The sequence below is a fragment of the Roseateles sp. P5_E4 genome, from assembly GCF_054049255.1.
On sequence record NZ_JBFUMS010000002.1, the window covers coordinates 348,070 to 361,792 of the forward strand.

General features: G+C 68.6%; 13 protein-coding genes. 8 read left to right on the forward strand and 5 right to left on the reverse strand.

All coding sequences use genetic code 11. The annotated features are described in order from the left end of the window. Window positions 1-47 precede the first annotated feature (47 nt). The 4 genes from ACXJLH_RS04370 (at window position 48) to ACXJLH_RS04385 (ending at window position 5,326) form a co-directional block, all read left to right on the forward strand. Window positions 48-1,382: a hypothetical protein gene (locus ACXJLH_RS04370; RefSeq protein WP_457442620.1), complete on the forward strand. Its 1,335-nt coding sequence runs from the start codon at window positions 48-50 to the stop codon at window positions 1,380-1,382. Window positions 1,383-1,426: 44 nt separating this feature from the next. Further along, window positions 1,427-2,563: an acyl-CoA dehydrogenase family protein gene (locus tag ACXJLH_RS04375; protein ID WP_457442621.1), complete on the forward strand. Its 1,137-nt coding sequence runs from the start codon at window positions 1,427-1,429 to the stop codon at window positions 2,561-2,563. A gap of 360 nt (window positions 2,564-2,923) precedes the next feature. After that, entirely contained in the window at window positions 2,924-3,523 is a 600-nt protein-coding gene (locus ACXJLH_RS04380; protein ID WP_457442622.1) for a response regulator, read from the forward strand. Window positions 3,524-3,652: 129 nt separating this feature from the next. After that, the gene (locus ACXJLH_RS04385) at window positions 3,653-5,326 is read left to right on the forward strand and encodes a methyl-accepting chemotaxis protein (RefSeq protein WP_457442623.1); all 1,674 of its coding nucleotides are present in this window, start codon (window positions 3,653-3,655) and stop codon (window positions 5,324-5,326) included. Here ACXJLH_RS04385 and ACXJLH_RS04390 read toward each other — a convergent pair. Continuing rightward, window positions 5,323-6,246: a lactate/malate family dehydrogenase gene (locus ACXJLH_RS04390; protein WP_457442624.1), complete on the reverse strand. Its 924-nt coding sequence runs from the start codon at window positions 6,244-6,246 to the stop codon at window positions 5,323-5,325. The two genes, ACXJLH_RS04385 and ACXJLH_RS04390, sit on opposite strands and share 4 nt — an antisense overlap. A 151-nt stretch (window positions 6,247-6,397) precedes the next feature. Here ACXJLH_RS04390 and ACXJLH_RS04395 point away from each other — a divergent pair, with 151 nt between their 5' ends. Together ACXJLH_RS04395 and ACXJLH_RS04400 are read left to right on the forward strand one after the other, a co-directional pair. Next, window positions 6,398-7,336 carry an ATP-binding cassette domain-containing protein gene (locus tag ACXJLH_RS04395; RefSeq protein ID WP_457442625.1) on the forward strand — a complete coding sequence of 313 codons (939 nt, stop codon included), beginning with the start codon at window positions 6,398-6,400 and terminating at the stop codon, window positions 7,334-7,336. Window positions 7,337-7,347: 11 nt separating this feature from the next. Next, a complete protein-coding gene (locus ACXJLH_RS04400; protein ID WP_457442626.1) occupies window positions 7,348-8,643 on the forward strand; it encodes an ABC transporter permease in 1,296 nt (431 codons plus the stop codon). Between the two features lie 49 nt (window positions 8,644-8,692). On the opposite strand, the gene ACXJLH_RS04405 is transcribed toward ACXJLH_RS04400, so the two are convergent. Next, on the reverse strand, window positions 8,693-10,849 hold the full coding sequence (locus ACXJLH_RS04405; RefSeq protein ID WP_457442627.1) for an acyl-CoA dehydrogenase: 2,157 nt from the start codon (window positions 10,847-10,849) through the stop codon (window positions 8,693-8,695). A gap of 181 nt (window positions 10,850-11,030) precedes the next feature. On the opposite strand from ACXJLH_RS04405, the gene ACXJLH_RS04410 reads away from it, so the two are divergent. Beyond that, window positions 11,031-11,324, forward strand: a complete 294-nt coding sequence (locus tag ACXJLH_RS04410; RefSeq protein ID WP_457442628.1) for a hypothetical protein — start codon at window positions 11,031-11,033, stop codon at window positions 11,322-11,324. A gap of 51 nt (window positions 11,325-11,375) precedes the next feature. Here the strand turns inward: ACXJLH_RS04410 and ACXJLH_RS04415 are convergent, their stop codons facing one another. Genes ACXJLH_RS04415 through ACXJLH_RS04425 form a run of 3 tightly spaced genes read right to left on the reverse strand, consistent with a single transcriptional unit; the run spans window position 11,376 to window position 13,158 of the window. Then, window positions 11,376-11,780 (reverse strand): carboxypeptidase-like regulatory domain-containing protein, encoded by a 405-nt coding sequence (locus tag ACXJLH_RS04415; protein ID WP_056204841.1) that lies wholly within the window; start codon window positions 11,778-11,780, stop codon window positions 11,376-11,378. A gap of 29 nt (window positions 11,781-11,809) precedes the next feature. Continuing rightward, a complete protein-coding gene (locus tag ACXJLH_RS04420; RefSeq protein ID WP_457322659.1) occupies window positions 11,810-12,829 on the reverse strand; it encodes a hypothetical protein in 1,020 nt (339 codons plus the stop codon). Beyond that, entirely contained in the window at window positions 12,826-13,158 is a 333-nt protein-coding gene (locus tag ACXJLH_RS04425; protein ID WP_457322660.1) for a hypothetical protein, read from the reverse strand. Before ACXJLH_RS04425 ends, ACXJLH_RS04420 begins: the two co-directional genes overlap by 4 nt. Window positions 13,159-13,478: 320 nt before the next feature. Between ACXJLH_RS04425 and ACXJLH_RS04430 the strand changes: the two genes are divergently transcribed. After that, on the forward strand, window positions 13,479-13,685 hold the full coding sequence (locus ACXJLH_RS04430; protein ID WP_457442629.1) for a hypothetical protein: 207 nt from the start codon (window positions 13,479-13,481) through the stop codon (window positions 13,683-13,685). Window positions 13,686-13,723 lie beyond the last annotated feature (38 nt).

The window sequence follows — 13,723 nt, forward strand, 5'->3', positions numbered from 1 at the left end:
CGCGACCGCTGCTGCCTAAGCTGCGCGGTCTTCATGGGAGCTTGTCGATGCGACGTGGGTTCAAGGTGTTGCTGTGGGTCGTGCTCGGTCCGATGGCGCTGCTGCTGCTGCTTGGCCTTGCCTGGCTGGCCTGCAATGGTCGCTGGGCGGATGCCGACCCTCAGCCGGTACCCCCGGAGCTGCTGCCGCAGGCCGTGACGCTGGCGCCGCAGGACAACGCCTTCTTCGACGCCCAGGGGCTGCGCGCGCCGCAGGGCGAGGCGCCGAATGCCTGGGGGCAGCGCAGCTGGCGCGGTGAGGTCAGCGGCGAAGCCGGGCTGCTGGCGCTGCCATCGGGAGAGGACTGGAACTGCAACGCCGCCAAGGAGGATTGCGTGGCCCGCTGGCGTACCGCCGCGGCGGGGCTGAAGGCGCAGATGGCCAATGCCACCCTGTTCGGCGAACGTTGCAAGGCGCTGGCAGCCAGGCCCGGCTTCCAGGAGCCGGCACCGGTGCGTCGGCCCCGCCCACCCGGCAGCTCGTCCTTCGAAGCCCTGGCGCAGCCGCAGTTCGGAGGCGTGACCCATTGCATGCGCTGGTTGCAGATCGAAGCCGTGCTCGCGCCGGATGCACAGCGCGCGGAGCTGTCCTGGGCAAGGGCGGATGCGCTGCTGCGCCTCTTCGTCTCCGGCTCCCAGACCTTGCTCGGCCAAGCTGTCGGTTGGGTCACGGCCATGCGGCACCAGCAGTTGTTGGTGCAGTGGGCGGCGCGCCAGCCGGCAGGCGCGGTGCTGCCGGCTGCTTGGCGAGCCCCGCTGCCGGCACGCCTGCTGCAGCCGCGCCTGTGGATGGCAGCGGAGTCGCATTTCCAGCGCGAGACGGTTGCCGACCTGAGCGCGCATGGCGACCAGATGTTCGACATGGAACCCAATCCGCCGCAGGCCTGGGCCAGCCGGCACAGCCTGGGCTATCTGCCGCAGCTGACGATACAGGCCATGAGCGCCTACTGGTTGGCCGACATGCGGTCCTTCGGCCATCTGCAGGGCCCGGCGCTGGCGCGGCAGGTGCGCGGCAAGCCGGAGCCCGACGCCTCCTGGTGGCGCTTCCTGCGCTGGCGCAACACGGTCGGCCACGTGTTGGTGGAGGTCGGCCGACCTGCCTTCGAAAGCTATGCCTTGCGCCAGGCCGACCTGGTGCTCTCGCAGGCTGCGCTCGACCTCAGCCAGCAGCTGAACGCGCTGCCCGTCGCGGAGCGCCCGGGCTGGTGGCAGCGCCAGACGCTGGACACCGGCGTTCGCGAGCGCCTGAGCCTTGAAGGCGACGCGCTGACCGTCCGCACCTGGCGCGGCGAAGTCGAGGCGGCGCATGCGGCGCCCTTGCGCTTCCCGCTGCGCCCCGGCTGACGCAGCCTCGACAATGGCTCATCCAATCCAACAGGTTGAGCACCATGCTTCTTACCGAAGACCACCTCGCCGTGCAAGACGCCATCCGCGCCTTCGTGCAGGCCGAGATCGCCCCCCATGCCGCGGCCTGGGACAAGAACCACCATTTCCCCGCCGAGCAGTTGAAGGGCCTGGCGGCCCTGGGCTGCTATGGCGTTGCCGTGCCGACCGAATGGGACGGCGCGGGCCTGGACTATCTGGCGCTGGCCGTCATCCTCGAAGAGATCGGCGCGGGTGACGGCGGCACCAGTACCGTGGTCAGCGTCAACAACTGCCCGGTCTGCTCCATCCTGATGGGCTTTGCCAACGACGAGCAGAAGGAGCGCTTCCTCAAACCCCTGGCGCGCGGCGACATGCTGGGCGCCTTCTGCCTGACCGAGCCTCATGTCGGCTCGGAAGCTGGCGGCCTGCGCACGACGGCCGTCCGCGATGGCGAGGACTATGTGCTCAACGGCGTCAAGCAGTTCATCACCAGCGGCAAGCACGGCGATGTCGCCATCGTCATGGCGGTGACCGACAAGGCCGCTGGCAAGAAGGGCATCAGCGCTTTCGTCGTCCCGACCAATACACCCGGCTACCAGGTCGCGCGCATCGAGGAGAAGATGGGCCAGCACAGCAGCGACACGGCCCAGATCCTGTTCGAGAACTGCCGCGTGCCGGCTGCCAACCGCCTGGGCGATGAAGGCCAGGGCCTGAAGATCGCCCTGTCGGGCCTGGAGGGCGGGCGCATCGGCATCGCCTCGCAATCGGTCGGCATGGCGCGCGCGGCCTTCGAGGCGGCACTGCGCTACAGCAAGGACCGGGTCACCTTTGGCCAGCCCATCTTCAACCATCAGGCGGTGCAGTTCAAGCTGGCCGACATGGCCACGCAGATCGAGGCGGCCCGCCAGTTGATCTGGCATGCCGCCAGCCTGAAGGATGCCGGCCGACCCTGCCTGAAGGAGGCGGCCATGGCCAAGCTGTTCGCCAGCGAGATGGCCGAGAAGGTCTGCTCCGAGGCCATCCAGATCCACGGCGGCTATGGCTACCTCAGTGACTTCCCGGTCGAGCGCATCTACCGCGATGTGCGGGTGACGCAGATCTACGAGGGCACGAGCGAGGTGCAGAAGATCCTGATCGGGCGGGCGCTGGCGGCGGGCTGAGAGGGCGAGAGGCAAGCCAACGCGCGGAACGCCCTCTCGGGCATGCCGGATTCCCGCTCACCGCTCTGAGCGGCGCTCATCACGCCGTCAGAGCGGCTGCTGCTCGTTCGACCCGCCCGTTCCTTCACGCTTGCCGCGGTGCTCGGCGAGGGCCAACCGTATGGGGGATGCGGTTGGCTGGCTCGAACTCGTGAACACCGCCGGCCGCCGATCAACGCCAAGCGGCGCGCAGCGACAAGCCGCACGGCCAGCCGCCACCCCGTTACCGCCAGCTCTTTCGTGAAATCAGGCGCATGTCACGTTGTTGACTAACGTGACACACGGCTCTAATCTGACAGCAACAAATCAGGAGCAGCCGCCGTGAATGAGACTTTGACGAGTAGTGAGGCTGCGCGCATATGCGGCGTGAGCTTTCGGACGGTGATCCGATGGATCGAGCGCAACGAGCTGCAGGCCTATCGGTTGCCAGGTCGTGGCGACTATCGCGTCCTCGCGACCGAACTGCGCCGGTTCATGAGCGTGCATGGCATTCCTGATCCCGATGACATGCCCGGGCAACCCAAACGCATCCTGGTGGTCGACGACGAAGCCGCGATGGCCAGCGCGATCAAGCGGGCGCTCAAGCGCGAAGGCTTCGAGGTGGCCACCGCGAGCGACGGCTTCCTGGCGGGGTCGATGCTGCACGTCTTCAAGCCGCACCTGATGACCCTGGACCTCCAGATGCCCGGCATCGACGGCTTCGGCGTCCTGCGCTTCCTGCGCGAGCAGCCGCCGCCGTTTCCGCTGAAGGTGCTCGTCGTTTCCGGCGAGAGCGAGCAACGTCTGCAGCAGGCGCTCGAGCTGGGCGCGCATGGCGCGCTGGCCAAACCCTTCGAGAACGAGGAACTGCGGCAGGCCGTCGGGCGGATCCTGGGCGAAGCGCCCCGGGGCGCGCGCACCGGTGATGGCAAGGAGCCCTGAGGAGACCTTCGCCCGCGTGGGGCGCCGCCATGAACAACCAAGTTCGCTGCCGAGGTGGCGGGGCCATCAATCCCGTGCAGCGAGCCCTCCCCGTCCGTCAAAGGAACCCGCATCATGATGTTCGATGACATGAAACTCTCCACCCGGCTTGGCCTGGGGTTCGGCACCCTGGTGCTTCTGATCGTCTTCATGGGTGGCATGACGCTCGCGAGGATCCCCACGGTCGACGACGCATTCCACAAGGTGACCGACGAACGTATTCCGCGAGTGGCGCTGCTCAACGAGGTCAAGGGCAACCTCAACCAGATCGGCCTGTCCATGCGCAACATGCTCATCATGAGTGCTCCGGCGGACTTGAAGAAGCAAGAGGCGCAGATTGAGTCCGCTGGCAAGAACATCGGCGACGGGTTGGCCAAGCTGCAGGCCCAGATCAAGGTCGAGAAGGGCAAGGCGCTGCTGGCAAAGATCATCGAGGCCCGAGCTGTTTACGTTCCGGCGGAGGTCCAGTACATCAACCTGGTGGTTGCCGGCAAGGTTGATGAGGCCAAGAGCCAACTGCTTGGCGTCGCGCGCCCGGCCCAGCTGGCCTATTTCGCCACCGTGGACGACCTGATCAGCTTCCAGGGCGAGTTGCTGAAGGAGTCGGGCGTCGAAGCCGCCAGCGCGCTGGTGGCCATCAACCGCGCGGTGTGGGTGTCGTGCGCGATCGCTCTGGCCCTGGCCGTTGCGATGGCGGCCTGGATCATCCGCTCCGTCACTCGCCAGATCGGCGGCGAGCCGCGTGTCGCCGCAGACCTGGCACGCAGCGTTGCCGCGGGCGACCTCAGCGTGCGCATCGATCTCAGGCCAGGCGACACGACCAGCCTGCTGGCGCAGCTGCGGGAGATGCAGGAGAGCCTGTCCCGCGTGGTGGCCGGCGTGCGCGAGAACTCCGAAGCGGTCGCCACCGCATCGGCACAGATCGCCCAGGGCAACAACGACCTGAGCCAGCGCACCGAGGAGCAGGCCTCGGCGCTCGAGGAGACCGCAGCTTCGATGGAGCAGCTCAGCGCCACCGTCAAGCAAAACGCCGACAACGCCAGCGAGGCCAACGCACTCGCGCAGGGCGCCAGCGTCATCGCCATCAAGGGCGGCGAAGTGGTCGGCCAGGTCGTCGACACGATGAAGGAGATCAACGCCGGCTCGAAGAAGATTGCCGACATCATCGGCGTCATCGACGGCATCGCTTTCCAGACCAACATCCTCGCCTTGAACGCGGCGGTGGAAGCGGCGCGCGCCGGCGAGCAGGGCCGCGGCTTCGCGGTCGTCGCCAGCGAGGTGCGCAGCCTGGCCGGTCGATCGGCGAACGCCGCCAAGGAGATCAAGAGCCTGATCGGTGCGAGCGTGCAGCGTGTCGAGCAGGGCACGGCGCTGGTCGATCAGGCCGGTGCCACGATGACGGAAGTGGTCAACTCGATCAAGCGTGTGACCGACATCATGGTCGAGATCAGCGCGGCCAGCACGGAGCAGAGTGCTGGCGTGTGCCAGGTGGGTGAAGCCGTCGGCCAGATGGACCAGGTCACGCAGCAGAATGCCGCACTGGTGGAGGAAAGCGCGGCGGCGGCGGAGTGCCTGCGGGTGCAGGCGCTGCGGCTGGTGCAGACGGTCGAAGTGTTCAAGCTGGCTCAGGGCAGCCCGGCGCACGAGTCCGCGGTGCCTGTGGCACCACGCGCCGCCCCGGCGCGCGTCGGCGTCGAGCGCCGCAGCCCGCAGCGCGCAAAGGCCACGAGCCGGCCCGCATGGGGGCACGCCAAGCTGGCCTAGGCGCCGGCGGCGAGCGACGCGAATGCTCGCGCCAGCACCGCGCTCGACGCCGCCAACGCCGCCCGCTCGACCGCATCCATCGCCGGCTCCACCACCTGCACCGCGCCGCCCGCGCCCACCAGCGCCGGCAGGGACAACGCCACGCCGCGGATGCCACAGGCGCCCTCCTGCACGCGGCTGACGGGCAGCAGCCGGCGCTCATCGTTGACGAGGGCGCCGATCAGCTCGCTCGTGACGAGCCCGATGGCGTGGTTGGTGGCGCCCTTGCGCTGGATGACGTCGTAGGCCGCGCGGCGCACGTGGCCCGCCAGCGTGGCTTCCTCGTCCGCCGGCCAGCCGGCCCAGTCGCGCAGCGCCACGCCACCGACGCGCGCGCCGGACCACAGCACGACCGATGAGTCGCCATGCTCGCCCACGACCTGCGCATGCACCGACGTCGGCGACACCTTCAGGTGCATGGCCAGCCGCTCGCGCAGCCGCGCCGTGTCCAGCAGCGTGCCGGTGCCGATGACACGCTCCGGTGGCAGGCCGGCGGCCGCGGCGACCACGCGGGTCAGCACGTCGACCGGGTTGGTCACGACGATGACGATGCCGCCGAAGCCGGCCAGCGCCCGGCCCATGCCGGCGGCGATGCGGGCGTTGTCGCGCAGCAGGTCCAGCCGGCTCTCATCCGGCCGGCCGTTGCGTCCGGCGGCCAGCACGACGATGTCGGCCTCGCGCATCTGCGCCAGGGGCGCGGCACTCACGGCGCAGCGCGGGTAGAAGGCCGCACCGTCGGCCAGGTCCATGGCCTCGCCCTCGGCCACGGCGGCGCGCTGGTCGCACAGCCACAGTTCGCGCGCATGCCCGGCGAGCAGCGTTGAAAACGCGACGCTGGTGCCGACCCAGCCCGTGCCGATGATGCCGATGCGTGCCTTCATGCCAGCCAGTATCGACCGCCCGACCCGGCTTTCACAGTTGGCGCGCCGTGCCGTTCATCCGCGCCCGATGCTTGCCGTTCGTCGCGTGGCAGGCGCGCGCCGCCCGGCCCCTGTCTAGCATCGCGCCCATTCGAAACCCAAGGAGGCGGCAATGAAGGAAGACGTGCTGGTGGCCCGCGGCCTGCGCAAGGCCTATGGCGACCGCGTGGCCGTGCATGAAGTGAGCCTTGAGCTGCGGGCTGGTGAGGTGCTGGGCCTGCTCGGCCCTAACGGCGCTGGCAAGTCGACGACGGTCGGCATGATCTGCGGCCTGACGGTGCCCGATGCCGGCACGGTGACGCTGTCCGGCGGCGTCAGCCTCGCCAGCGACGAGGCCGGCTACAAGCGCCGCATCGGCCTGGTGCCCCAGGACATCGCGCTGTACGAGGAACTGCCGGCGCGCATGAACGTGGAGCTCTTCGGCAACCTCTATGGCATGGCGCCTGAAGTGCTGAAGCGCCGCGCCGACGAGGTGCTGGCCATGGTGGGCCTGTCGGACCGCGCCAAGGACAAGCCCTCGACCTTCTCCGGCGGCATGAAGCGGCGGCTCAACATCGCCTGCGCGCTGATCCACGACCCCGAGATCATCCTGCTCGACGAACCCACGGCCGGCGTCGACCCGCAAAGCCGCAACGCCATCTTCGACAACCTGGAGATGCTCAAGCGCGCCGGCAAGGCGCTGATCTACACGACCCACTACATGGAGGAGGCCGAGCGCCTGGCCGACCGACTCGTCATCATCGACCATGGCCGCGTCGTCGCCAGCGGCACCCAGGCCCAGCTTTTCGCGTTGCTGCCGGCCGCGCAGACGCTGCACGTCGAGATCGACGGCGAGCCCAACGATGCGGCGCTGCAAGGCCTGGCCGGCTTTCCCGATGTCAGGCGGGTGGGCCAGCGGCTGGACGTCAGCGTCGCCGACATCGGCCGCGACGCCGGCGCCGTACTGGCCGCGCTGGCGCAGCGAGGTGTCAGGGTGCGCGGTCTGGCCTCGGCGCGCGCGACGCTTGAAGACGTCTTCCTCCAACTCACCGGCCGCGCCCTGCGCGACTGAAGAGGACACCCATGCAAGCCATCCTCGCGCTCGTCCGTGCAGAACTGAAGCTGCACTTCTCCAACCGCCGCGCGCTGCTCATGAGCATCGTCGCGCCCATCCTCATCGCCGCCTTCTTCGGCAGCCTGTTCGGCTCCAGCAGCAAGATGGCCGGCATCGCCGTCGGTGTCGTCGACCTGGACCGCAGCCCGCTGTCGCAGCGCGTCGTCGCAGCACTGCAGGCCGAGTCCGCGTTGAAGACCACGGTCACCGATGAGGCCGACGTCGTGGCGCAGGTGCGCGCCGGCAAGCTGCGCGCCGCGGCCATCCTGCCGCAGGGCCTGGGCCAGCAGGCGGCGGGCGCCATGTTCGGCACCAGCCCGAAGCCCGTGATCGTGCTGCACTACGACCCCTCGCAGGCCAGCGCCCTGGCCGTCGTGCGCGGGCTGCTGGCGCAGACGCTGATGCAGGAGGTCAGCCGCAGCACCTTCAGCGCCGGCAGCCCCGTGCTGGCGGACATGAAGCAACAGGTCGAGACCTCGCAAGGCCTGGACACCGAACGCCGGGCCGAGCTTGTGCGCATGTTTGACAGCATCGGCGCCGTGCAAAAGCGCGAGGCCGCTCAGCCTCCGGGCGGTGCTTCCGCGGCGGCGGCGGGCGGCCTGTCCATGCCCTACACGACGCGCGAGGTCGAGGCCCTGCAATCCAGCGCCAATGCCGCCCCCGTGGCCTACAACAGCTATGCCCACTCCTTCGCCGGCATGGGCGTGCAGTTCATCCTGATGAGCGGCGTAGAGATGGGCATGGGCCTGCTGCTGATGCGCCGCCTGGGCCTGTGGAAGCGGCTGCGCGCGGCACCGCTGTCGCGCGCCCAGCTGCTGGGCAGTCGCATCGCCGCCAGCGCGCTGATCTCGCTGATCGTCTTCACCATCATCTACGTCGTGGCCATCGCCGCCTTCGGCGTGCGCGTGCTCGGCAGCCCGGCCGGCTTCGTGCTGGTGCTGGCCTGCTTTGCGCTGCTGACGGCCAGCTTCGGCCTGCTCATCGCGGCACTGGGCCGCACGCCCGAGGCCACACGCGGCCTGGCCATCCTGGCCACGCTGCTGATGGTCATGCTGGGCGGCGCCTGGGTACCGGCCTTCATCTTCCCGGAGTGGTTGCAGACGGCTTCGCTGGCGGTGCCGACGCGTTGGGCCGTGGATGCGCTGGATGCGATGACGTGGCGCGGTCAGCCCTTCGCCGCTGCGCTGCTGCCCAGCGCGGTGATGCTGGGCTTCAGCGCAGCCTTCGGGCTGCTGGCGATCTGGCGGTTTCGCTGGGAGGAGTGATTTTTCAGGCCCAATGACGCTGCCCACAGGAAGACCTTGCTTCGTCGCGTCAGTCCACCTGAATGACCTTGTCCGCCGCGCGCAGATATGCCAGCGCGGCCTCGGGGTCGCGCGAGCTGGCGGCGGCGGCTTCCAGTGAGTGTGTGCGGCGCAGTGCGCGGTTCAGCTCGGTGACCTCCTCGGCCGGGGCGCCGCCCAGTGCATCGGCCAGGCGCAGCGCGTCGGCCAGGTCGCGCAGCCCGCCGGTGGCCGGCGGGGTGAAGTCGGGGCACAGGCGGGCCACGAGCGAGGGATCGGTGCGCAGTGATTCGGCCAGCGCAACGAGATCGCGATCGCGCAGCGGTGCCAGGTGGCGGGTGCCGTGCAGCAGCAGCGGCGACAGCGCCTTCAACGCGCCCGAAGGCATGTTGGCGTGCAGATCTCGCAGCGTGGCCGCGGCGGCTTCGAGCTGGAAGCGGATGGCGGCCCGGGCGAATGGCAGCATCTTCGGGTCGCCCTCGCCCTGCTCCTCCACCTTGAAGCGCCACACGCTGGCCGCCGCCAGGTAGAGGTGGGAGAGCACATCGCCCAGCCGCGCGGACAGCAGCTCCATGCGCTTGAGCCGCCCGCCGAGCAGCCCCATCGCGAGGTCGGCCGTCAGCGCGTATTTGGCCGACAAGCGGGCGATGAGCCGGGCTTCCTTTTCAAGCCCTGGCGGCACACGGCCCTTCAGGCCGGCGCCGAAGAGGCTGGCGCCGAGGTTGCGCGCGACGTGGCCTGCGTGGCCGAGCAGGGCCCGGCCCAGCGCGGCTTCGTCCTTGGCCTGCACGGCAGCCATTTCGTCCATCACGTGTGGGTGGCAGCGCACGGCGCCCTGGCCGAAGATGATGAGGGCCCGCGACAGCAGGTTGGCGCCTTCCACCGTGATGGCGATGGGCGCATGCCGATAGGCCACGCCCAGCAGGTTGCTCGGGCCGCTGATGATGCCCTTGCCGCCCAGCACGTCCATGCCCGTGCTGACGGCGCGGCGGCCGGCCTCGGTGAGCTGCACCTTGAGGATGGCGCTGGCCACGCTGGGCCGCTCGCCGGCGTCGAGTGCCGCTGCCGTGTAGCGGCGCGCGGCGTCGGACGCGTACAGATCCGCCGCCGTGCGGGCTATGAGACCCGCAATGGCCTCGAAGCGCGCGATGGGCAGGCCGAACTGCTCGCGGATGCGGCCATAGCCCGTCATCACGTAGAGCGCTGTCTGCTGCATGGCCGCGCCCAACGCCGGCAACGAGATGGCGCGCCCCGCAGCGAGGCATTCCATCAGCATGCGCCAGCCCTGGCCCACCTGTGCCTCGCCGCCGATGACCCAGTCCATGGGCACGAACACATCGTCGCCGTGGATGGGCCCGTTCATGAAGGCGGAGTTCATCGGCCGGTGGCGGCGCCCGATCTCCAGCCCCGGCGTGGGCACGGGGATCAGTGCGCAAGTGATGCCGAGATGCTGCTCCGCCGGCGGGCGCGACGGGTCCACGGCTTGGAAGGCCAGCCCCACCACGGTGGCCACCGGTGCGAGCGTGATGTAGCGCTTGTCAAAGCGCACGCTGAAGCCGCGCACGGTGTGGCCGTCGATCTCGCGCTCGGTCAGCATGCCGGTGTCTGGGATGGCCGCAGCGTCGGAACCGGCGTACGGCGAGGTGAGGCCGAAGCAGGGCAGGTCGCGGCCGTCCGCCAGGCGGGGCAGGTAGTGGGCCTTCTGCGCGTCCGTGCCGTAGCGCAGCAGCAGTTCGGCCGGGCCCAGCGAGTTGGGCACCATGACCGTCACGGCGGTGGCCACGTTGACGGTGGCGATACGGGTCACCACGGCGGCGTGGGCGAAATGGCCGAAGCCCAGGCCACCCTGCTCGCGCGGGATGATCATGCCGAAGAAGCGCCGCTCGCGCAGAAAGCGCCACACCTCGGGCGGCAGGTCGTGCGCCTCGTCGATCGCAAAGTCGTCGAGCATGGCAATCAGCTCGCGCACGTCGCCGTCCAGGAAGGCCTGCTCGTCGGCCGTCAGGCGGTTGGGCGCCATGGCGAGCAGGCGGTCGAAGTCCGGCGCGCCGGCGAACAATGCGCCTTCGAAACCCACCGTGCCGGCCTCCAGCGCCGCGCGCTCGGTGTCGCCCATCTGGGGCAAGGCCTTGGCGAACGGTTCAAACGCCCAGCGACCCAGCAACGGGCCGAGCAAGCTTGCGATCACGGCTGTGGTCTCCTTGGGGCCCATGCTGCGCCAGGCGAGGGTGGCGCAGCGTCAGCCGTGTCTGATTCTCAAGATCGGCACGAACAACAAACGAAACAAACCCCTGCCTCGCCTGACGTCTCCTGGTGACCCGCGTCGAGCACAGTCAAGGCCCGTCCAACCAGCATTCAGGAGCCCTGCCATGTCTGTGCAACCGTCCCGCCCCTTTTCCTCACGCCGTGCGCTGGCCGCGCTCGTCGTCGCCTGCGCCTTCGTGTCGGGCGTTGCTCATGCAACCGATGCCACGCGAGGCATCGAGCAGGCGCTCACCACGGCGCTGCAGGACAAGCGCGGCATCACGCTCTACGTGGCCGGGCAGACGATCTCGGGCGCGGTGACGCGCATCGAACTGGGGCTGTGGGTTGAACTGCGCAATCAGCAGTTTGGCCGCATGATCGTGCGCCTGGACCGCATCGACGGCATCGCCGCGCCCTGAGCCCGAGCTCCGCGGCGGGCCCTTCTCACCGGGCGCTATCCGCAGCCGCCTTCACTGCGACTTCTTGAGTTCGATCTGCAGCGAGGTCGGCTCGCCGGCCTTGAGTTCCACGACGCCGCGACCGGACGCCCAGCCCAGCGCAATCACGTGGACTTCGGCCGCGCCCGGGGCGTTGAGAGTCAGCGAGGCTTCGCCGCGGTCATTGGTCACGAGGGAGATGCCGTCGCCGCCGCCGACCTTGACCTTCACGTCGGCGTGGCTGACGGGCTTGCCGTTGCCACTGACCTTGACGACCAGCCGGGTGGTCGATTTGTCCCGATCTCGATCCTTGTCTTTTGGCGGTTTGCCTTTTGGGGCCTCGTCGTCATTGCCGGTGGGCGCCGATGCTGCGGCGTATGCCAGGGCGTGCTGCGGACGCAGCGCCGCGGCCAGGACCAGGACGACGCCGCAAAGCAAGGAGCGGCGGCAGGGCAGTGGAATTGTGTTCATGGGCGTGCTGCCTCCTTCTCGCCGCGGTTGGCGCTGAACCTCAACATGTCGGTCAGCACGTCGTCATAGTCCTGGCGTTCCTTGAAGCTGGCGCTCGCAGCAGGAAAGACGACCAGGTGGAACTTGACGGCGCTGTTGGCTTCGCGGCTGTCCGCGGGGCCGTCCGGCACCAGGAATTCGGTGATGACGATGGAGCAGCGAAGCCCCTGCGGCAACTGCGTGTTGTCCAGCATGGGGAAGTCGTATTGGCTGACCCAGAAATGCCGGTCCACGTCTTGTTCCGAGTCCCCCGGGAAGTCGACGCGCAGCCTGACCTCCACCTCGCGGCGCTCCAGACTCACATCCACGATCTCGACCTGGAAGTGAATGGATTCGCCTTTGCCGCCCGGTGCCGCTCGTGATCGCGGCATGAGGCGCTGCAACGGGACCTTCTCGTCGATGAAGGGCTTGCCGAAGTTCTCCGCCCAACCGCCCAGTGGCTGTGGATAGCCCTTGGCGAAGCCCCGGTGCGACAGGCTGTCGACCTGCTTGGAGATCAGGTTGGCTGCGCTGAGGTCCAGTCGCTTCTTGAACTCGGCATTGCGCGGCGTGGACGAGGCGTCCTTGCCTGTCAGCTTACGGGCCACGTCCTTGAACAGAGGCGCCAGGTCCAGCGACTGGTTGAAGTTGCTCGCGAGCAGTTCGAGTTGCAGCACCTGCGTTTCGAGGTCGCCCTTCTTGGGCTCCTTCAGAAAGTTGCTGATGACGACGTTGAACATGTCCTTGCGGATCTGCGCGTCAGACTGCTCGCGCTGCGTCAGCAACTGCGCGTACAGCTTCTCGTTGCCCTCGCGCGTCTCGCGTTCCTTCTGCAGGCCAGTCAGGTAGTAGCCGCCCACCACCGTCACGATCAGCGTCACTGCCGGCATGCCGATCGCCTTGATCCACTCCAGGCGAGTGGCGCCGGTGTCCTTCTCGCCGGGCTTGCCCTTGTCTTGCGCCTTGTTGTTGACCTTGTCCGCCTCCTTGACCGTCACCGCAGCTTCTCCAGCCGCTGCCCGACGACGAAATCAAAGCGCACGGGGTTCTCGAACAGATAGACCTCGAACGGCGGGCCGATGCTGGTGCCGCGCTGCACGCGCATCTCGCACTTGCCATTCACGGGCAGGCGCAGCGCGAAGCTGCCGTTGGCATCGCTCGTCGCCTCCGTGGTGCGTGCGCCCTGCCCGAAGCGGGGGCAGGCCAGCTGAACCTGTACGGCGCCCAGCGGCCCATGGTCCGAGCGGACGGTGCCGTACAGCGCCCCTGCCATGGCGCCGAGCGGCAGCATGGCCAGGGACAGTGCGGCGAGGCGGCTGAATCGCATCGTGATCTCCTGGCGAGGCTGGCACTGTGCGCCTTCACGGCAGGCCCATCAAGCCTGCGGGAACGGCATGTCAACTGTTTTGAGGATGTGAGGATGTCTGCGGGTCCTGGCAGGGCCTGCGCTTCGTCCCGAGGCGGCGTTGGCTCACGGTTCCTCTGATCGTGTTGGTGCTGCTGCTGATGGGACGCCTGTAGGCCGGATCGCTTGGCCTGGGCGGCGCGCTCACAAGCTGTATCAACCTTGAACGTCAACCGCTCCGGTTGCCTGGCGTTCAAGGAGGGCCGATGGGATGACCTCGGCCCTTGATGAAAGCACCGACCATGACCACGCTGACCCTCGTCTTCAATGGCCCTTCGAATCAGGCCCGCAGGGCACTCGGGGGACTGCTGCAGCGCTACCGCTCTGCCTATTTTGTTGAGCGCAGCAGCAATGAATATGCGGTGACGGCAGACGACGTCACCGCCGCGGAACTCGCGACGCAACCGCTGTGGTCGGCCCAGTTGGCCCAGATTCCGGTACGTGGATGACAGACGACAGAGCTCTCGGCGGAGATCACTGAAAAGGC